The sequence below is a fragment of the Chryseolinea sp. H1M3-3 genome (genome assembly GCF_029360725.1).
Lineage (GTDB): Bacteria > Bacteroidota > Bacteroidia > Cytophagales > Cyclobacteriaceae > Chryseolinea.
Genome location: NZ_JARKMY010000001.1, coordinates 1609215 through 1629094, shown reverse-complemented (window position 1 = coordinate 1629094; position 19880 = coordinate 1609215). Strand labels below are relative to the sequence as shown.

Genomic DNA, 19880 nt, shown 5'->3' with positions numbered 1-19880 from the left:
GCAAATACCTAACTTTTTGAATGTAAAAGTTTACCATTTCGGCCCCAAAAGTACGCTTACAATTAAGCGCTGGAATTTAACGATAAACCGTGGAAACACGGGGTTAAGCGAGGATAGCTACTACCTTTTACTGATGGTGAAGTAGAAGGAGCTTCCGAGGCCTGGTTTAGATTCAACCCAAATTTTACCCCCATGTCCTTCAACAATCTTTTTACAAATTGCAAGACCGATACCTGTGCCTTTGGATTCAGCATTAGTGTTTAGTCGCTGGAACATCATAAAGATCTTATCAGAGAAACGGGGATCGATACCCATTCCATTATCCGTGACTGCAAATTTCCATTGTGTTCCTTCTTCAATAGCATCGATGGCAATTTGAGGAGGCAGCTCGCCTCGATACTTGATGGCATTATTAATCAGATTTTGCATAACCTGCCCCAACTGCGTTTTGATGCCAGCAACGACAGGTAAGGTTTTTATCTGGAATGTAGTTCCGGAACTGCGGACAGGCTCTTGTAATATTTCTATGGTTCGTTGAACGACCACATTCATGTCGACCGGTTCAAATTTTTCCTGAACAACCCCAATACGCGAATATTCCAAAAGGTCTGTAATGAGCTGCTTCATTCTTTCGGCACCGTCGACAGCATAATCAATAAATTGTTGAGCCTGGTCGTCAAGATTCCCTTCGAATTTCTTTTTCAAAAGTTGAAGAAAACTCCTGACCATTCGTAAAGGTTCCTGTAAATCATGTGATGCTACATAGGCAAAACGCTCAAGCTCGGTATTGGAAGCCGCTAACTTTGAAGCCTGCAATGCCAAGGAAGCATTCAGCTCTTTCAACAAGTCCTCTGCTTTTTTTCGCTCGGTGATATCTCTGCTAATACCAACGAGCCCCGAGATTTTATCTTGTTCTATCAGTGGGATTTTGGAAGTCAGCACCCACCGCACTTCATTGTTGCGATTAATAATTTTTTCTTCTAAGTTCAATACTGGTTGTCCGGAAGAAAGAACGGTGCGATCGGCTTCCATAAATTGTTTCGCGATTGAAGCACTAAAATAATCCAGTACCGTTTTTCCGATAGTCTCCGCCTCGTTCAAGGCGCCAATCAACTCAACGTTAGCCTTATTATTAATGACATGGCGCAGTTCGGTATCTTTTATATAAATGTAATCAGGTAGATTGTCAATTAAGGTTCTAAGTAAATATCGTTCTTGCACGAGCCTGTCGTCGATTTCTTTCCTGGCTGTAATGTCCCGGTAGTTCGCTACATAGCCATTCACATTACGGTCATGCAATAGATTGGTCACGACTCCCTCCAACCAGATAAAGTGACCATTTTTATGTTTAAATCTTAATTGAAAAGGCAGGGGCTGACCGGGTAACGTTGCAAGGTCCTCGTATAATTTTGCAAAAGCTTCTTTATCATCCGGATGAATATTATTCATCACTGGCTGATTATGCCGCTCTTCAAGCGTATATCCGAGAATTCGGGTGACTGAAGGACTTTGGTATAATACTCTTGTCGTTTCGTCATTCAGTACAATGCCATCTGATATGTTTTCTATCAAAGCACGAAAACGTTTCTCCCGTTTTGCTACTTCTTTTTCGGCCAGCTTACGACTTTCAATTTCAAGTTCTAAACGTTTATTCAACTCACTCAACGCTGCTGTTCGATCGGCAACAAGTTTTTCTAATCCGACCGGACTTGTTTCTTCAAAGGCCGTTCGTGCCACCTTCAATACCAGAAATAACGCGACCAAGGAAACCAGCGCTATCAATAACCGGAACCATAATTCAATACCAGTAGCGGTTGGCCGGGAGTTCATGAGGTCAAAAAAATAACCAATGCCGATGACACCGCTCAAAAGTGCTAAGAGAAATACACTCTTGTGAACCAACTTCCATTGTTTGCTCCTCGCGACATAGGGCCAGATGATGATTGGAATAAGTATTAAAGAAATGCCTGCAACAAAACTTCCCAACACATAGGGCCATGAAGGAGAGGATAACTTGTTTTGATTGTACACCTGAGCGGCAACCGAAGACGTCGTAAAAAAAATGGTAAGTACCCCAAAAAATACCTTGTTTTTCATGCCGCTATTAACAAAAAAGGTAATTCATGAATTCAAGTATTAGGCAAAGGCTGGTAGCTATGTTTTTCCTAAAATGGTTAACCCATGTTAAGATTGATTGTTTATCCTAATCGACAACGGGGCTGAATGATCCGATAATCTGTAGTTAAAACGTTATATTCTGTTTGACAGTATAAAGTAACATAATATCACGACGATGAAAAAAACGTCGCGTGTTTTGGGAAAGCACCGCGACGTTTGATTTCAGTCCCTGCAAGAACGATTTACCAAAATGTGGCAAATAATCGACAACACCTTACATCCCGATACTTAGGAGTATTCAATTCCTCGATCGCGAATTTCGCTTCACCGTTTTAGACTTCTTACCATCTTTCGTCCGCACGGTGGTTGTTTTGCGGGTGGTTTTACCCGGTGAGGAAGTAATGGTAGTTGTCCTCGACGTTTTGTTGGAACGATAATGATTCACAGGTTCACGATGTCTTGTCTGCACGGTTAAAGAAGTTGTACGGGTTGGGACATACACGCTGTGCGCACGAACTGTTCTATGAGTATGAACTACAACGTAACGGTGTCGGTATGGAGCGTGGTGGTGAAAAAAAACATGATGTCTCACAGGTCTCCAGGGATGCCACCAAACTGGCCGGGCCCTCCAGCCCCATGGAGAGATCCAAACGCGATATGACGGGCCGTAAACAAATCGCACCATGGGCCAGGTATATACGTTAACAACTGTCGTTTGCGTTTTAGCCCCTGCATGTGTCTTGATCTCTTCCAAGGGTTCAACGATTTTTTGGTCGCCATAAATATCGTCATCCCCGACAATTTGCACCGTAGCTTCATTATCATGTTTTTCTTCAATTTCAATCACGGCGATGTCCTGGGATTCGGTTTCGGAAATGATCGCTTGCAGTACAAATGCATGCACATTTCCATCGGTCCTATCTATCACCTTGATGTAGTCAGTTTCACTGTCACCGTTTAAGTCCAGGTTATTTACCTTACTATCCTCGGCATTTAACATTTTTTCAAATGCCTCTGGAGATTCTGATTTCTTAAAAAGTTCAAGTGCCCCTTCCAGGCTAAAATTATCACCAGGCAGACCCGTTGAGTCAACAACTTCCTGAGCCGCCACCAACGTAGTAATGAGAAAAAAAATGCCAAGAATACCGATGCGCAATTTCATAGGATCAGTGTGTTTTGATGAACTAATTTACCACTTAGACTACGATGTATCATGAAGGTTTATTCAATAATTTTCGTCATGGCAAATAATAATGTCATGGCAAATCATCCAGCTTGAATGCGTTTTTAAAAGAAAAACTCCAGATTGAATTTTACGCCTATCGTGCGAGTGCTGAGATGATATTTTATATTCGAGAACAGAAGATCATGTATACAGGTGTACAAAAAACTCAATTACGCAATCCAGCCATCCTGCACTACGTGTGCAGGTTGTCACGCGTTTAACGTGACGGCTGGATATCTGAGTCAGTGGTGGGATTCGAACCCACGAGTCTCAGTTTTGCAGACTGATCCCTTAAACCACTTGGGTACACCGACGTAAAACAAAAAGCCCCGGACAAATTTGCCCGGGGCTTCGTGTTATAAATATTGATTGTAGTTCTATATCATAACATTTCTTTCCAGGCATACCTATAGTATTGCTTGTCGCATAGCTGCTGACAACGCTTGATACATATGTTGTTACCTGATTTCATTTTGCTTTTTGTTGTCTCAAAGATAAGATAACTTTTTTCAACATAAGCATCACATGGAAAAAAATTATCTTGATGCTCATTGAACGGAGTATAGCTACATTAAGTTTCATCCGACCAGACGCACAGCAAATTAATTTGCCATCGTCAGCACTTCAAGCATCTCTTCCGCATTCAATGCAACTGGATTATTTTTGTTATCAGACGACTGAACGATTTTTCCAAAATGGGTTGGATCGATTCCGCACTGCCGTAATCTTGGGATCTTCATCTCTTCGGCCCATACTTGAATAGTGTCTAAGAGATAATCAATGTAATAACCATCAGACCTGTTTTCATTACCTGCAAACAATTTTCCGATCTGAACATATTTAGCCAATGCTTCGTCATTATTTTTTTCACGGCGCAATTTGCGGACGGTAATTTTATTTGTAGCCGTCATCAATGAACTACAGATCACTCCATGCGAAATCGGAAAGTAACCTCCGATGGCACCGGCAAAACCATGTACCAGCCCTAAGCCGGCATTAGCTAATGTGATGCCCGAAAGATAAGCTGCCAACGCCATGCCTGTACGCGCATCAAGGTTTGTGCCATCCTGATAGCAGGCCCTCAATGAATCGGAGACATATCTTAATCCTTTGTAAGCTAAGGCATCGGTCATTGGATTCGCCGTTGTTGAAAGGTAGGACTCTAACAACTGTGTGAAGGCGTCCATACCGCTTGACGCTGTTATCGCTGGCGTACAGCTCCTTGTAAGCATCGGGTCAACAATTGCCACGTTCGGAACAAAGTTGTTGTGCCGCAACGATTTTTTATATCCGAACTCTCCAGTCTCCGAAATGACCGCATTTTTCGTTGCTTCACTTCCTGTACCCGCAGTGGTCGGAACAGCAATAAAGGCAACCTTCTTTCCAGGATGAGATTGTGTGCCTACACCTTCCAAATAATTTTTTACTGGCTCATTTAATGGTAGCATCGCAGAAATTGCTTTCCCTGCATCTAACACACTCCCGCCTCCTATAGCGATTATAACGTTCAGTTCAATGTGTGCATATTTTCTAACTGCGTCATCCACTATCCGCGGACTTGGTTCACTATCTATTGTGTGGTGAGCACAAAAAATGTTGCCAGCCTGAAGTTGTTCTAAAATGCTTTTATAATATGGTGACGATGTAAAAGATTTTGCGCCCGTTATCAACAAGATTTTTGAACCAAATGGTTTAATGATCGACAGTAAATCGGAAATTTTTCCAGGGCCAAAATGCAATTGTGGTGTGTGCGAAAAATTGAACGAACCTTGCATGTCAATTTGAAGCTGGGTACAACAAGGCATGCTTCAAACCTTCTCTGGGCTTTGACATCCACGAGGCAACTGCATCACGCCACTTTAAGTAATGTGCTGTGCCCTTATGCGCAGCGGCCTGTTCCTCCGTTTCATATGCTTCGTACAAAACAAATTTTCCCGGGTCCTTGGCATCTTGCAAAATGTCAAAGCGCAGATTTCCGGGTTCCTTCACAGAATGTTCATGGTTTACCCGTGTGACTTCTATAAAAGCCTGGATGAATTCGGGTTTAACATAAACGTGAACAAACGTTGCTGTCATAGTTTTTTCCTTGTATAATCAAAGGTAGCTGGCAAAAGCCAGAGATCAAAAGATACAGCTCTTTCGGGAACGAATGGTATGCTCGATCTTAACACATGCATAAAAACACAAAAACCGCAGTGCTTTGGCTAAAGGCAACTGCGGTCCGACCTTCTGGTTTATATAGCGTTACATACTTTTTAAAAACAGATACAATGCTTTCATCTCTGTCTCATTATAATTTTTGAAAGCAATCCAAGGCATCTCTTCAGCTTTTAGTTTTTTTCCTTCAGGAGTAGTACCGGTTTTTAAGGTATTGATGAATTGTTCTTCCGACCATTTACCGGGATTACCAGTGCTTGATATGTCGGCTACTACAGGAAATCCAGGAGCTAACGGAGGTCCGCCTTTCATATTCTTACGATGGCACCCTGAACAATTCGCTGATAAGTATTCACCAAATTTTACGCTTACTTCTCGCGATACTCCTTTTGTTAATGGCCTTGAATGATCAATGCTATCTGCCGGTATCAGGAGTATTTGATCCAAGTCCGTCAGCACGTAGGCTAAAACTCCCAGACTGGTCTCTGGTAACTCATGGTCTACTGGCTGAAGTTGAGAGAGGTATGCAATAAGCGCGTTCATATCTTCTTCCCCTAAATGGGAAATCTCATGTGAGGGCATAATGCGCAACGGTGTTGAATCTCTTTTTAACCCATGCTTCAGGCTTCGAAGCCAATCATGAGTACTGTAATCCTTAGGTAAGCCACCTTTGCCTTTCGTCAGATTAGGCGTGACAATGCGGCCTAACATTGCATCATCGAGCCATACCTTCCCAGCAAGATCTTCGCCATGGCAACTTTTGCAGCCCTTGGTTTTCAATATCCGATGGCCTTCGGCAACAATCGCAGAATCCGTTTTTACCTCGAATGGTTGCAACGTGTAGTTATACTTTTTGCTCAACCGGTTTTCTGTTGAAACGTAAGCTTTGATGTAAAAAGCTGTAGCAAGGAGCAGAATGGTTAGCAGAGCATAACCAATCCATTTTAGAATTTTCATAAATTAAAGGATGATAATTTAATAGATCTTATTCGAGATTCCGGAAGACGATATCATAATAGTGGTATGTATACGAACATGTTTTGAGGAGGTTGATCAAAATAGAAATATTTTTTTCGATTAAGTTCGCTCATCATGGGAAAAAATGTACTTCTTCATTGTTGGTCTGCGTTACTAACGGGTGACCTATACAAGGGTGTAGCATTCCTATAAAACATTATACCAACCAGAATCGCCTGTGTCGATTCCAAAATTACTCTACCCCAATTTGTATCGGTAATCTTTTGCATCAATTCAATATTTTTTCCTGCGCTTAATTCAAAATTCCAAGGGGCCTGAAAAAATGCCGTAGAAATAAGATCCAACACAAGGCACACCAGCGATGTCCAAAGAAGCCATTTCGGCACTTGATCCGGCGTGAACCGAAGCAATACCATATTCAATAAGATGATAAACAGAAAGGGAAAAACGCTGATGGGGAGAATCGCAGATTCGAGAAATTTGTGATATGTGACAAACTCCCTTTCCCCAACAAAAAATCGAGACGGATATAACAGGAAATAATCCATCATCGCTGTGCCGAAACTATAGAAAGAAAGGCATCCGAAAACAACAAAGGCGAACACAGATAGGGAATAATTCTTTTTCATTTTTTTGGAGCAAAACTAGGCTCATAAAACATTTCCTCCATTAGTACTTTAGTACCAATTGTGATCAGCGCGGGGGTAAAAATAAAATGCCCATTCACGACGGGAATCTTCGCGTTGCGTAACTTTACGTAAATGAAAAACGAAGGTCTCATATTTATACCGGACATCAGTGGGTTTTCCAAGTTCGTAACGGAAACAGAAATTGATCATAGCCGTCTGATCATTCAGGAGTTATTAGAGATCCTTATTAATGCCAATGATCTGGGTTTGGAGATCTCCGAAATTTAAGGTGATGCAATTTTGTTTTACAAATTCGGTGACCCTCCAACTCTAAAAGAAGTATATAAACAGGTGGAGAAAATGTTTGTTGAATTCCATCGCAACATCATCGCTTACGACAACAAGCGTTATTGTCAATGCGAAGCTTGTATCTCTACCATTAATTTAACCTTGAAGATTATTACCCATTACGGTGAGTTCACAGAATATAAAGTAAAGAATTTCCATAAGCTTCTTGGGAAGGATATTATTGTCGCACATCAATTATTAAAAAATGATATTCCCCGACACGAATACTGGCTGATAACCCAAAACTTGTTAAATGATCAAAAGCAACTGGATTTTGCACAATGGATGAAATGGCAAAGCAGCTCCAAGCAAACAGAAACCGGAGATATCTCCTTCCATTATGCACAACTTGGTCAGCTTCGAAATAAAATACAGCCGGAAATCCCTTCGTTTATTGACCTGAGTAAAATGTCAAAAGTATTTTCGATCCATCGGGAATATCCAACCGACATCATAACGCTTTTTCATGCAACGGGCGATTTTCGCTATCGGCATCGCTGGCAGGACGGGATCCTATCCATACAAGCGCTAAATCATTATTTACCTCGCGTTGGAATGAAATGTCGATGTGTAACAGATCGGGGCATATACATAATTCACGCAAGCGATTATCATTATAGCGAACATAAAATTCAATTTACCGAGTCGGATGAAAAGCAAGTGTTTTGTACACGATACACGCTTGAACGAGCCGATGTAAAAAAAACAATCCTCACGCTTGATTACTATGTAAAGGGCAGTCCGTTGGCTCAGCTGTTCTTTAGATTAACACGAAAAAGGTCACTGGAAAATACCTTTAGGAAGTCTTCTCAAAACCTTGATAACCTGGTAAAGGATCTTAAAATACCAAGCGCCCTTCATACTTAGCAAAGATACTGCGAAACAAAATTCGGCATTTGTTCGCCTAAGCCTGGAGTTTTGCTTTACTTTATTATTCATCAAGATAATTTTATGAACCTACTTAGTCGAAAACAAAAGTATGTGTTATCCACTATAGTAAACCACGATGTTAAATCGAGCATCACCGTATTTTTTGTGGCCCTGCCACTTTGCCTAGGTGTATCGTTAGCTTCTGGCACACCTGTGTATACAGGTTTATTAGCCGGGATTATTGGAGGCGTGGTGATCTCAACCATTAGTAAATCAGCACTGAGCGTAAGTGGGCCGGCCGCAGGACTGACGGCCATTTGTGCAGATGCTATTACACAATTAGGCGCAATGGAAATTTTCTTTTTAGCGGTGGCCATTGCAGGATTGCTGCAAATACTACTGGGCGTTTTTCGCCTTGGCGGATTTACACATTTCATTCCATCGTCAGTCATAAAAGGAATGCTTGCTGCAATCGGCATAATTTTGATCATGAAACAGATTCCGCTTTTAATTGGTTATGACAAGCCGGACTTCTGGCAGGAAGAACTTTTTAACATTCTCACTTTTCGCCATGGTTTTGAGCAGATCACCGGCTTGCATGAACATGTTTCAGCAGGGGCGATTCTCATTGCTGCATTGTCTTCGATAATTTTGATTCTGTGGAAACAAAAAGTCGCTAAAAAGATTTCCTTCCTCCCAACATCGTTTGTAACTGTTATCGCTGGCGTTATCATTGCATTAGCGTTTCATGTTTTCATTCCTTCCTTAGCATTGACCCCATCCCAATATGTTAGCATTCCTGAGAATATATTCGCTGAATTGAGCTTTCCTGATTTCGGAGCCTTGTTCACCAATAGAGAAATCTGGGAATACGCGGTAGTAATTTGTTTTGTTGCAACCTTAGAGACGTTATTGAGTATCGAAGCCATCGACAAACTTGATCCTCAAAATCGCATCACTCCGCAAAATCGGGAACTGATTGCACAAGGCGTTGGAAATTTTGTTAGTGGAATTGCTGGCGGCATTCCAATTACTTCCGTTATCGTTAGGAGTTCGGCTAATGCCGAAGCAGGCGCAAAGACAAAGGCTTCTGCTTTTCTCCATGGCATCTGGTTGTTGCTTACTGTGCTTTTTGCTGCACCCCTTGTAAAATATATCCCGTTTTGTGTATTGGCTGTAATTCTCATTCGTACAGGCTATAACCTCGCAAAACCGAAAATGGTCCGTGCTTTGTATCGACAAGGTCGCGAACAGTTTATGCCATTCGTAGTGACGGTGATCTCCATTCTTTTTACGGACCTTCTGATAGGCGTCCTTATTGGACTGGCATACGCCATTTTCTATCTTATAAAACATACCTACCGTGCGGGGTATACGTTGCATGAAAGATTGGAGGGCCATACAAAACATTTCACGATTGAACTAGCGCTTAATGTAAGCTTCCTGAACAAAAAGAGATTTCGCCAAATGCTTGAAGACCTACCGGCATATTCCATCGTAGAGATCGACGGAGAGAATAGTGTCTATATTGATAATGATGTACTTGAAATCTTTCACGATTTTAAGACAAAGGCCGCCAATAGACACATCCAACTGCAGATGAAAGGGATACCGGATGTGGAAACAATTGGATTACACTGAAATCGCACCGACACCAATGCAAATCCCAACTATGGCTCTATCCCGAATTTGGAAACAAGCATTAATCCCGTGTCCAGCTAAGGTTATTTGGTGAATACCAGAGGCTGACTCGCCTTCTTGCCTGTGTAAGTTTCCATTGTTTTTACCTGCCATTTAATCGGGTAAGTTCGCAAAATTGCTTGCCATTATGTGCAACGCTGTTTTGTGCTTTTCCCAATGTCAATCGCTCTCTTTGACAAATTTTAAATCCTTCGCTTTCTGTATAATTTTTATATTTGCAATACAGCAAAATTCTAAAGCTCAGTCGCAAGGCCCGGCACCAGAAATCCTTAGGCTGTATCACGAAGCCGAAGGCAATAAAGATTATCCACGAGCTGCCAAGTTTGCCTACGAAATAGCAAAGACTTATAATGAGGCCAAGGATTCGCCTAAGGCATTGGATTACTTAAATCAAGCTCTGGCGCACGCAAAAAAATCGCGGGATCAAGGTCTCTTGTATTCAGTGTCTCACCAGTTGGGAGCCTATTACACAGACGCTAAGAAATATGCTAAAGCATTGGAAAACTTTCAAAGCGCCTTAACAATTTCACAAAAAATGAATGACCCAATTCTCATGAAGGGAGAATTACTCAATATTGCTATCACTTATAGCTATTTGGAAAAATTTAAAAAATCAATTGAGTTTGCAGAAGAAGCTTTGTCGTTAGCCTTAACCAACAACGACACGTTGTTACAGCAACGCTGCTATCAGTTGTTATCAGAATATCACAACAAACAAGGTAACACAAAGAAGTCGGTTGAATATAAAGCGCAATTAAATCTGCTTATATCTGCGCAACAGAATAATGCATTGAAGACGCGGCAGATTAATGAATTGGAAGAACACATTCTGACCGTTGGTTTAGAAAAAGAAGCTACGCAGGCCAAGCTTTCGGAACAAAATAAGAGGCTGCAACAAACCAATGCTTCTCTCCGAATGACCGAGAGCACCTTGCAAGAAACAACGCACTCCCTACTAGCTACCACCGACTCACTGAAGCAAATCGAAGCGATCAGCAGAAATCGCCAGCTGGAAATTGATCTTCTTCAGAAGAACAATGAGTTAGCAGATATAAAAATCAAAGAGCAGGACGCCCGAATTAAAAATGAAGCAATCGTACGAAACGCCATAATGGTAGCGACGCTGTTGTCTGTAGCATTGATCGCTGTATTGATTATCAGCTATCGGAAAAAACATAAGGACAATAAAAAAATTGAGCAGCAAAATAAAAACATTAAGAGCAGCATTAACTATGCAAAAAGAATTCAGGAGGCTATGCTTCCAAAAATTGAACAGTATCCCCAGATTCTCGACAATTCATTTGTTCTTTTCCAACCGCGCGATACGGTAAGTGGAGACTTCTATTGGTTTTCTGATATAAAACAAAAATCGCAGGCCGATGCGTTTGCATTCGCTGCTGTTGATTGCACTGGACATGGTGTCCCAGGTGCATTTATGTCGATGATTGGAATCAATGTGTTAAACGGCCTCGTTAATCAGGGAATAACTAAATCCAATGTTTTGCTGGAGTCTCTCGACCACGAAATACGCACAGCACTTAAACAAGAAGTCAGCGGCAATAACGACGGTATGGATGTAGCTTTATGCATATATCGCCAAAGCGAAAAAATTCTCGAGTTCGCTGGTGCAAAAAACCCGTTGATATATATTCAAGACAATAAACTGTTTCAGGTAAAAGGTGATATTCATTCGGTTGGTGGAAGAAAGAAAGTAGGTCATGATTTCACTTTTAAGAAGCATGAAATCTCCATCTCCGAGCCCACTATTATTTACTTATATTCCGATGGGTATAAACACCAGTTTGGGGGAGAAAATAATGCAAAGTACTCCGCTAAAAACCTGAACAAACTCTTATTAGAAATTCATCATTTACCCATGCAGGAACAGAAAGTTATTTTGCATAAAAATATTGAAGAGTGGAGAGGCACCCGTCAGCAAACTGATGACATCCTGATAATGGGCCTGAGGCTTGGATAATGGAGCCTACATGAATGATTACGAACTAATTTTACATCGTCAACGCAGTCCCAAAACAAAGAATTCAATAATTAATTTGGAGCACGGTCATTAACTCAACCGATCGGTTATCACGAATACCCTATTCAATCATTGTACTTCCAAGGCACGCCGAAAAGCCAATTATTAAAACAATAAGCGCGCTCAGCAAATACGACTTCGCACTGCGCTTCTTTTGCACAAAGTAGATGATAGCGACCAGCATATTCAAACCTACTTGAACTACGATCAGCATTGCCGAGAAAATAGCAACCCCAAGCCCACGCTCAGGCCCCGTATTAGCAACATTAATTAAAAGCATATAGCCTAACAGGATAGCTAAATTGATTCCTGCCACTTTTTTTATCTCTTCCATTATATTACGGCTGCTTTAAGGTCCGATAATTTTTTTGCAAACTCAGAACGATAAAATAAATTCATCGTTTCAAAAGGGATGATCTTGCCTGAAGGATCTACAATGTGAACGCAGGATTTTTTAATGGCCCTAACATCAAAATCGTACGCATCCATAAAATTCATAATGATAATTCGAAATAGGTTATCATATGAAAACGCCGGCGCAATAATATCTGGCAGACAACACAAAAGATGATGAAATTCACTTTGTAATGAATCGATCGAGTTACCAGTACTAAACAATTTTAAGACATAATTATGCAGCCTTTCGTCTTGCTCGTACACGATGGTGTTTTTCGAATTGTTTAACAGCATTTCAGGGTCTATAAGATGAGTCAACGCATGCACACCTTGTGGCGTCTTTAAGGCATAGCCCATTACTAAGGCGTCCGGGTTACAAGGAACGGGGATCAAATCGTTTGATTTAAATATAGAAGTCTGTTCGAGAATTTTACGTCTTATTTCCGTGTTGGTTAACCGATGCAAAGCCGGATCAAAATTCTTTAAACGTCCACTGATTTGTGTCGGCTGAAAAGTAACACCGCGAACGCAAGGTTGATCCAAGGCATACGCAATGATCTTACCAATCTCGCCATCATTTAAATCTTTCTGCAATGTAACGACAAGGGTGGTGGACAAGTTAAGTTCGTTCAATACTTCAATAGCCTTCCTTCTAACATCTGTTAAGTCTTTTCCCCGCAGCTGTTGCAAGACATGAGGTTCGAAAGAATCAAATTGAAGATATATTTCAAAGTCCGGCATGTACGACGCAAGTCTTTTTGCAAACAAGGGGTCGGATGCGATGCGAATGCCATTCGTATTTACCATCAAGTGTTTTATTGGCTTTGTGTTTGCCAAATCCAGTATCTCAAAAAAATCCGGATGGATTGTTGGTTCTCCCCCACTGATTTGAACCACATCTGGCTCTCCTTCACTTTTTACAATCGCGTTAAGCATGAATTCAATTTCTGCTAATGTTCTGTGCCTGCCGTGTGTGGGAGACGAGCTCGCATAACACGTCGGGCAAGTGAGGTTGCACCGATCTGTGATTTCAATTAAAGTGAGGCAGGAATGTTGTTCGTGATCCGGACAAATTCCGCAGTCATAAGGGCATCCGAAATAAGTTTCCGTATGCGGCTTTATTGGATACTCAGACGCTTTATTATAATTCCTGATCTGTTTGTAATAATTGATATCATCGGCTATCAACACTTTTTGAAAGCCATGATCGCGACAACGTTTTGTAAGGAATACCTTATCATTTTCAAAAATGATCTTGGCATCTATTCTTTTGTGGCACTCATTGCATAAGCTAATGGTATGATCATAATAGATGTAATCGCGATTATTTTGCATGCAGGATTAATTTACGCGGATTATAGAAGATGAAAAATAACGTGCGGGTGTAATAGAGCAATCCACCCAAACAAGCAAGCTGTATGGATGAGAGGTTTAGCAAAACAGCATGGGTAGGTTTAATAAAATCGAGTAAAAATCTAAAAATCAAATAGGCAATCATAAAGAATTTGAATCGTATGCCCCCCTCAAACTGCCGATACTTTTCCAGTTGTGATAAAAATATCCAAAGTACAACAAGAAAAATAATTTCATATAAGGCAACGGGATGTCGCATCAAACCGTCACCCAAATTCATTGCCCATGGAAGGTTAGACTCAATACCAAATGTTGGCTCATATACACCAGCCGTAAAGCATCCTATTCTTCCCAGGATCATGGCAAGGATTAAAGGAAAAGTAAATAGATCACCTGAAGAAGATTTCTCATTCAGAAAATACTTCGTAACCTCCACCGTGAATAATCCGCCAAGGAGACCTCCAACAATAGTTTTACTGGAATAAAAATAAAGCCAGGGATAATCAGATCGATGCCATGCCTCTGGATTTTCAAGCGAACCCAGCAATCGCGAGAAAAGGAAAGCGCCGAAAGCCGCTCCGATGATAATCCATATTCTGTTCGATTCTGAAATGGGATCTGAGTGTGTTCTTTTTAATCGCATGAAATATTGAAAGCCGATAATGAATGCAAGGGTTTCAAAAATAATGTGGGCATTGATGCTGAATTCACCAAAAGCAATTTCAATGGGGAAGGTCATTCACTTTTAATCAGCGGTATGGGTTGACTTTAGATTTGAATGTAAGTCCGTCCAAAGTGGCCTTAACTTATATATTTTTTGAGTTCTAAACTAATTTGACAATGGATGGACCAAATCATATACCGAGCGCGGGCGAATTGTATCCTTTGTAAATTATATGAATCCGTCGAATAATGTGGGATAAATGTCTAATGGAATTGGATGGACGCAATATTAAAAATATATTGTGTACACCTTACACATTGATAATCTATTTACACTATGAAACTATTCCTTATACTTTTTCTTGCGGCAATCACATCCGCGTCATTTGGACAAGGATGGACTGAGCAGAAGCATGAAAATTATACCATCATCACCAACCCAAAAGGCCAGGCGATCGGATACGCTGCTGCATCAGGAATAAAAATTTTGACTGTCGACGGTCTTGCATTTAAAGACTTGAATAAAAATGAAACGCTGGATAAATATGAAGACTGGCGACTGACAGCCGAGGAACGTGCAAAAGATTTAGCCTCAAAAATGACAGTGCCGCAAATCGCCGGCCTCATGCTGTATAGTGGTCATCAGTCTATTCCTGCCAGAGCACGCGGATTTGGAAGCGGCACCTATAATGGAAAGCCCCTGGCAGAAAGCGGTGCGCAGCCTTCCGACCTCAGTGATCAGCAGCGCGACTTTTTGACAAACGACAATCTGCGACATGTCTTAATTACAACAGTAGAAAGTCCCGAGATTGCAGCACGCTGGAACAACAATGCACAAACTCTAGCCGAAGGGTTAGGGCTGGGCATTCCGGTTAACATCAGCTCTGATCCACGTCACAATGCAGTTGCCAACGCCGAGTATAATTTGGGAAGTGGTGGCAGGATCTCCATGTGGCCAGAAGCACTGGGTCTTGCAGCAACGTTCGATCCCGAGCGCGTGCAAAAATTTGGTTCGATCGCCGCCAAAGAATATCGTGCACTAGGGATTGCTACCGCACTGTCTCCACAGATTGACTTGGGAACCGAACCTCGTTGGAATAGAATTAACGGCACGTTTGGGGAAGACCCGATTTTATCCGCAGAAATGGCGAGAGCTTACATCGACGGTTTTCAAACTTCATCGGGCGCTGCTGAAATCAAAGACGGTTGGGGTTACAACAGTGTCAACGCCATGGTGAAACATTGGCCCAGTGGCGGGGCAGAAGAGGGTGGACGAGACGGTCACTTTGCTTATGGAAAATTTGCTGTATATCCTGGTAATAACTTTGAAACGCACCTGATACCTTTCTTAAAAGGTGCTTTTAATTTGGCCGGGCCTACAAAAAAGGCTTCTGCCGTGATGCCTTACTATACTATCTCATTCAATCAGGATAAAACAAATAGAGAGAACGTTGGCAACAGCTTTTCCAAATATATTGTCACGGATCTTCTCAGAAAAAAGTATGGTTATGACGGCGTCGTCTGCACGGATTGGGTCATCACGGCCGATGAAGGTAAAACCCCGGATGTCTTTGCTGGCAAGTCATGGGGCGTTGAAACATTGACCGTGGCGGAGCGTCATTATAAAGCTATCATAGCAGGCGTAGATCAGTTCGGTGGTAACAATGATGCTGGGCCGGTCATCGAGGCTTATCAGATGGGAGTTAAAGAATTCGGCGAAGTGTCGATAAGAAAACGATTTGAGGAATCGGCTGTGCGACTGTTAAAAAATATTTTTCGTGTAGGTCTTTTTGATAATCCATACCTGGATCCACAGCTATCCAAACAGACTGTTGGTCATTCTGAATATATGGCTGCCGGATATGAAGCGCAATTGAAATCATTGGTTTTGCTGAAGAATAAAAACAAAACCCTTCCTCTTCAGAAAAACAAAACCGTATATATCCCAAAGCGTGTTGTTCCCGCTGGAAGAGATTGGTTTGGAAATGTCACGCCTGAGCGTATCGAAAATCCGGTTAACATGGAAATCGTAAAAAAGTATTTAAATGTCACCGACGATCCGTCTAAAGCAGATTTTGCTATTGTGTTTGTTAAAACTCCCGACGGTGGTGTGGGTTACAGCAAGGATGACCGAGACAAAGGCGGCAACGGTTATGTACCCATTTCATTACAGTACGGACCCTATACTGCATCCTCTGCCCGCGATAAAAGTATAGCCGCTGGTGATCCTGTTATAGATCCTACAATAACAAACAGGTCTTACAAAGGAAAACAAGTGACAGCATCAAACATCACTGATCTTAAATCTATATTAGAGACTAAAGCAACCATGAAAGGAAAGCCCGTCATTGTAGTAATCAATGGAAACAGACCGATGGTGTTTTCGGAATTTGAAAGGGAAGTTGATGGAATACTGTTCGGCTTTGGTGTGATGGATCAGGCGGTGATGGATGTGCTTACCGGCGTTGAGCCCTCGGGACTGTTGCCTGTTCAGATGCCGGCAGACATGGAAACAGTGGAACAACAATTAGAAGATGTTCCTCATGACATGCGTGCTCATATCGACAGCGAAGGGAATGCTTATGATTTCAGTTTTGGATTAAATTGGAAGGGTGTTATCAACGACAAACGTGTGGCGAAGTATAAAAGAAAATCAAAATAGATTTTGCATGCATTCAACGTGGTGACTATCTGTAAACTTTTCTACCCTGGAGAAAGGATCATTCTCTATCAGTCTGATCCTTTTACCTTGGCTTTGGTTTCATGCCGAAAACAAGCCTCATTGTGTTAAATGGTAGTATACCCAGTAGATAAAAAGCTACACAAAATGATAATGTTAGAATGTTGATGGTCCAGAATTTTGTGGTAATCCCCCAGGGAAGCTTGCATATATAGTATCCAATCACAACAATCGCCGTTTGATGCAAAATGAACAAAGCATATATGCCTTCTGTCATGGTTGCTAACCAGGGATGGGGACGATTTAAATAATGTTGTCCGAATGCAATTAATGTAATTACCCAAAACCAACCAACGAACACGACGCCGCGTTCCAATATTGACGCTAACGTCAGCGTATCTGATATGTATATGGTATCGTCAGTAATATAATTGACTACATATGGGATAAGGACCAGGACAGCGCCGGCCAACAAATATTTCCTGTTTTTTCCTATTCTTTCGGTATGGCGGCGGTTGCTGTAAAAAATAATACCAAGGAGAAAAAAACACAAATAATAAACAAAAAAGGCTCGGCCCACATATTCAGGAAGCAGTATCAGCTGGGTGATCAAAATACATGCGGGCGGGATTAAAAGAAGCAGCACAGGATTGTAAAAATATCTCAATATTCCATCCTTAAACACATCAGATGTTGGTGAACGCAAAAAAAGCAGTACGGGGAATGCCATCAGCGTGTAAACAAACAAGTACGCGATAAACCATATATGATACAGGTGAATCCTTCCTTCATAAATCGGAATAAAATCGAGCACCGATTTATAGAAATCCCAATAGTTGGCGAACGCTGTGATGTGTTCGTAATAGGGTTGAGGCGGAATGATGACCACGAGGGCAAACAGAAATGGTATTACAAGGCGCTTGAAGCGTTGGAAAAAAAACTGAAGTGCCGTTAGCTTTCCCAAAGCAAAGTAGGATCCTGCACCCGAGATAAAAAGTAGCAAAGGCATTCGCCACGACTGGAGGAAAGGCATCCAGTAAATAAAATTATCGCTTAGCTCATTATTTTTGATATGCCATTCCTTCATATCGAAAATCCTGCCGGTATGGAATAGCAAGAGAATCAGGATCGCAAATACACGTAGCCAATCCAGTTCATATCTTCTGCTCAAATTTGATCCTTGATCCATCCTGGCTTATAAACAACCACCAGCGACAACAAATAAAAAATACCGACTTTTGTTCATGCCATCATGTGGACAGAAATAAGAAATGACTGGATCTTCAGGTGAAAGATGACTCATATTATAATATTTAATGTTTACAACGTACGTTCAATGGATCCTTTTCTACGGGACGGAAATAAAAATAACGTCGGGCCAGTAGCCCAATCGATGGTATGGAGCTGTGTGTTTCCGGTCGTGCCGAATCGAAGATTTCAGTCCTTCCCTTTCGATGGAATTTTACCCAGAAGTCAGAACTTCCCCCGGAACGCCTTCTTCGTAAATCTAAATAAACTACCATTAAATTACTATCGCGCGCTGCGGTAAGGTCAGGATCACTCGCGTCTACGATTTCAACAAGATCATATTGCCAGTCAGTAATCTGAATTCCATCCGGCACAATCAAATGATTACTTACACCGTTCTCGGTATGAAGGTTACTGAACATCGAAAAGGATGTCTGCGTTCTCAATCCGATATAGGGCCCAAATCCATTGACAATCAACAACAATGGAAAAATAATTAATAAGGGAGATGCCCGCCAACGTCCCTCGCTGGAGACCTTAGACTGAATTCGCAGTGACTTGAAATTTCGCCAGATCCAATAAAGGCCCAGGCCGAGATATGCAAAGTACGCAACAAATCCGCTTTTTACTTTATATTCTAACGTATCCTCTACGCGCAGTTCAAAAGGCAGCCACCGGCGGATAATCCAGAGGAACACACCGACACCAAATACTATCAATCCCCATTGCAGCACTTGTCGAAAACGACGGGGTGGAAGCAATGTTTCAGAAGCATTCAACGGCAGAAACACCATGAAGAGCGCTGTCATGGTAGAAGAAAAACTATATAAACCGGGATGATGATGAAGCGCCAACAGTCCATGAAACAACATACCCAGGATAACACCGGCTAAACGTGTTCGCCCTTTCAACAAAAGTAATGGAATGGCTGTTTCAATGATCAACGTACCATAGATCGCCCAAGATTGAGCCCATCTGGCTCCTGGCAACAATGGCATCCATTCATTTATTTCCCTGTGCATCTGGGCTGCGCAACTCCAGTCCAGGTTGAAATAGCTGGTGTTCAATTTATGAAAGACGGTAAAGAAGTATAGCAGACAAAGCTCGATGCGAAGCCAGGGAGCAAAAATACTGTACCATCGGGAACCTAAATTTAGTTCAGAGCGATCTCTGAGGACAGCAATAAAAAGTGCAGTCAGAAGTGTGCTGTTGACGATCCATGAAAAAACAATATGATTCGGATGATAGGGAAATGTCCACGCTACAACAATCCAATCGACTATTAAATAAAACGCAAAACGCTTCCAGGAGGAAGGCTTTAATAATACCAACAGTATTACACCAGTGAGTACTATACCCTTAATATCGTACCATCGCCAACTCTCAAACGACAATTGATGGAACAACCCAGCAACTGCCCATGTAAAAGCAAACAGTGTGAACCCTGGAGATTCTTGACTGGTTTTATTCAAGCAC

Annotated in this window: 16 protein-coding genes and 1 tRNA gene; 5 read left to right on the top strand and 12 right to left on the bottom strand. The window is 41.7% G+C overall.

Translation table 11 applies throughout. From position 1 onward, the window contains the following. Positions 1–120: 120 nt before the first annotated feature. The 7 genes from P2W71_RS07155 to P2W71_RS07125 all read right to left on the bottom strand — a co-directional run bounded on the left by P2W71_RS07155 (position 121) and on the right by P2W71_RS07125 (position 7107). Positions 121–2097, bottom strand: a complete 1977-nt coding sequence (locus P2W71_RS07155) for a PAS domain-containing sensor histidine kinase (protein ID WP_276368881.1) — start codon at positions 2095–2097, stop codon at positions 121–123. A 319-nt stretch (positions 2098–2416) separates the two neighbouring features. Then, entirely contained in the window at positions 2417–3280 is an 864-nt protein-coding gene (locus P2W71_RS07150; RefSeq protein ID WP_276368878.1) for a hypothetical protein, read from the bottom strand. A 303-nt stretch (positions 3281–3583) separates the two neighbouring features. Continuing rightward, positions 3584–3657 (bottom strand) — tRNA-Cys (locus P2W71_RS07145). A 288-nt stretch (positions 3658–3945) separates the two neighbouring features. Next, positions 3946–5118 (bottom strand): iron-containing alcohol dehydrogenase, encoded by a 1173-nt coding sequence (locus P2W71_RS07140; protein ID WP_276368868.1) that lies wholly within the window; start codon positions 5116–5118, stop codon positions 3946–3948. 1 nt (position 5119) lies between these two features. Then, positions 5120–5419, bottom strand: coding sequence for an antibiotic biosynthesis monooxygenase (locus P2W71_RS07135; RefSeq protein ID WP_276368866.1), 300 nt, complete (start codon positions 5417–5419; stop codon positions 5120–5122). A gap of 168 nt (positions 5420–5587) precedes the next feature. After that, positions 5588–6457 carry a cytochrome c gene (locus P2W71_RS07130; RefSeq protein WP_276368864.1) on the bottom strand — a complete coding sequence of 290 codons (870 nt, stop codon included), beginning with the start codon at positions 6455–6457 and terminating at the stop codon, positions 5588–5590. 155 nt (positions 6458–6612) lie between these two features. After that, complete coding sequence (locus tag P2W71_RS07125; RefSeq protein ID WP_276368862.1) at positions 6613–7107, bottom strand: hypothetical protein; 495 nt, start codon at positions 7105–7107, stop codon at positions 6613–6615. 132 nt (positions 7108–7239) lie between these two features. On the opposite strand from P2W71_RS07125, the gene P2W71_RS07120 reads away from it, so the two are divergent. From P2W71_RS07120 to P2W71_RS07105, 4 genes are all read left to right on the top strand, one after another. Continuing rightward, positions 7240–7395: a hypothetical protein gene (locus P2W71_RS07120; RefSeq protein WP_276368859.1), complete on the top strand. Its 156-nt coding sequence runs from the start codon at positions 7240–7242 to the stop codon at positions 7393–7395. A gap of 12 nt (positions 7396–7407) precedes the next feature. Then, entirely contained in the window at positions 7408–8322 is a 915-nt protein-coding gene (locus tag P2W71_RS07115) for a DUF2652 domain-containing protein (protein WP_276368857.1), read from the top strand. A gap of 84 nt (positions 8323–8406) precedes the next feature. After that, positions 8407–9966 (top strand): SulP family inorganic anion transporter, encoded by a 1560-nt coding sequence (locus P2W71_RS07110; protein ID WP_276368854.1) that lies wholly within the window; start codon positions 8407–8409, stop codon positions 9964–9966. Positions 9967–10198: 232 nt separating this feature from the next. Beyond that, a complete protein-coding gene (locus tag P2W71_RS07105) occupies positions 10199–12004 on the top strand; it encodes a SpoIIE family protein phosphatase (RefSeq protein WP_276368851.1) in 1806 nt (601 codons plus the stop codon). 121 nt (positions 12005–12125) lie between these two features. Here the strand turns inward: P2W71_RS07105 and P2W71_RS07100 are convergent, their stop codons facing one another. The 3 genes from P2W71_RS07100 to P2W71_RS07090 are packed head-to-tail and all read right to left on the bottom strand — an operon-like array spanning position 12126 to position 14552. Continuing rightward, positions 12126–12398 (bottom strand): hypothetical protein, encoded by a 273-nt coding sequence (locus P2W71_RS07100; protein ID WP_276368848.1) that lies wholly within the window; start codon positions 12396–12398, stop codon positions 12126–12128. Continuing rightward, complete coding sequence (locus P2W71_RS07095) at positions 12398–13795, bottom strand: radical SAM protein (protein ID WP_276368845.1); 1398 nt, start codon at positions 13793–13795, stop codon at positions 12398–12400. Before P2W71_RS07095 ends, P2W71_RS07100 begins: the two co-directional genes overlap by 1 nt. Beyond that, entirely contained in the window at positions 13785–14552 is a 768-nt protein-coding gene (locus tag P2W71_RS07090) for a prolipoprotein diacylglyceryl transferase family protein (protein ID WP_276368842.1), read from the bottom strand. The genes P2W71_RS07095 and P2W71_RS07090 overlap by 11 nt, the downstream gene beginning before the upstream one ends. A gap of 261 nt (positions 14553–14813) precedes the next feature. Here P2W71_RS07090 and P2W71_RS07085 point away from each other — a divergent pair, with 261 nt between their 5' ends. Further along, a complete protein-coding gene (locus P2W71_RS07085; RefSeq protein ID WP_276368840.1) occupies positions 14814–17138 on the top strand; it encodes a glycoside hydrolase family 3 N-terminal domain-containing protein in 2325 nt (774 codons plus the stop codon). A gap of 82 nt (positions 17139–17220) precedes the next feature. On the opposite strand, the gene P2W71_RS07080 is transcribed toward P2W71_RS07085, so the two are convergent. Both P2W71_RS07080 and P2W71_RS07075 read right to left on the bottom strand, forming a co-directional pair. Continuing rightward, the gene (locus tag P2W71_RS07080; RefSeq protein WP_276368837.1) at positions 17221–18345 is read right to left on the bottom strand and encodes an acyltransferase family protein; all 1125 of its coding nucleotides are present in this window, start codon (positions 18343–18345) and stop codon (positions 17221–17223) included. Positions 18346–18469: 124 nt separating this feature from the next. Next, positions 18470–19876 carry a hypothetical protein gene (locus P2W71_RS07075; RefSeq protein ID WP_276368835.1) on the bottom strand — a complete coding sequence of 469 codons (1407 nt, stop codon included), beginning with the start codon at positions 19874–19876 and terminating at the stop codon, positions 18470–18472. Positions 19877–19880 lie beyond the last annotated feature (4 nt).

What these genes read in the sequence shown, in the direction of transcription:
- P2W71_RS07085 (WP_276368840.1), top strand. Translation starts at nt 14,814, where the DNA reads ATGAAACTATTCCTTATACTTTTTCTTGCGGCAATCACATCCGCGTCA.
- P2W71_RS07130 (WP_276368864.1), bottom strand. Translation starts at nt 6,457, where the DNA reads ATGAAAATTCTAAAATGGATTGGTTATGCTCTGCTAACCATTCTGCTC.
- P2W71_RS07120 (WP_276368859.1), top strand. Translation starts at nt 7,240, where the DNA reads ATGAAAAACGAAGGTCTCATATTTATACCGGACATCAGTGGGTTTTCC.
- P2W71_RS07135 (WP_276368866.1), bottom strand. Translation starts at nt 5,419, where the DNA reads ATGACAGCAACGTTTGTTCACGTTTATGTTAAACCCGAATTCATCCAG.
- P2W71_RS07140 (WP_276368868.1), bottom strand. Translation starts at nt 5,118, where the DNA reads ATGCAAGGTTCGTTCAATTTTTCGCACACACCACAATTGCATTTTGGC.
- P2W71_RS07150 (WP_276368878.1), bottom strand. Translation starts at nt 3,280, where the DNA reads ATGAAATTGCGCATCGGTATTCTTGGCATTTTTTTTCTCATTACTACG.
- P2W71_RS07110 (WP_276368854.1), top strand. Translation starts at nt 8,407, where the DNA reads ATGAACCTACTTAGTCGAAAACAAAAGTATGTGTTATCCACTATAGTA.
- P2W71_RS07155 (WP_276368881.1), bottom strand. Translation starts at nt 2,097, where the DNA reads ATGAAAAACAAGGTATTTTTTGGGGTACTTACCATTTTTTTTACGACG.
- P2W71_RS07100 (WP_276368848.1), bottom strand. Translation starts at nt 12,398, where the DNA reads ATGGAAGAGATAAAAAAAGTGGCAGGAATCAATTTAGCTATCCTGTTA.
- P2W71_RS07095 (WP_276368845.1), bottom strand. Translation starts at nt 13,795, where the DNA reads ATGCAAAATAATCGCGATTACATCTATTATGATCATACCATTAGCTTA.
- P2W71_RS07080 (WP_276368837.1), bottom strand. Translation starts at nt 18,345, where the DNA reads ATGGATCAAGGATCAAATTTGAGCAGAAGATATGAACTGGATTGGCTA.
- P2W71_RS07125 (WP_276368862.1), bottom strand. Translation starts at nt 7,107, where the DNA reads ATGAAAAAGAATTATTCCCTATCTGTGTTCGCCTTTGTTGTTTTCGGA.
- P2W71_RS07090 (WP_276368842.1), bottom strand. Translation starts at nt 14,552, where the DNA reads ATGACCTTCCCCATTGAAATTGCTTTTGGTGAATTCAGCATCAATGCC.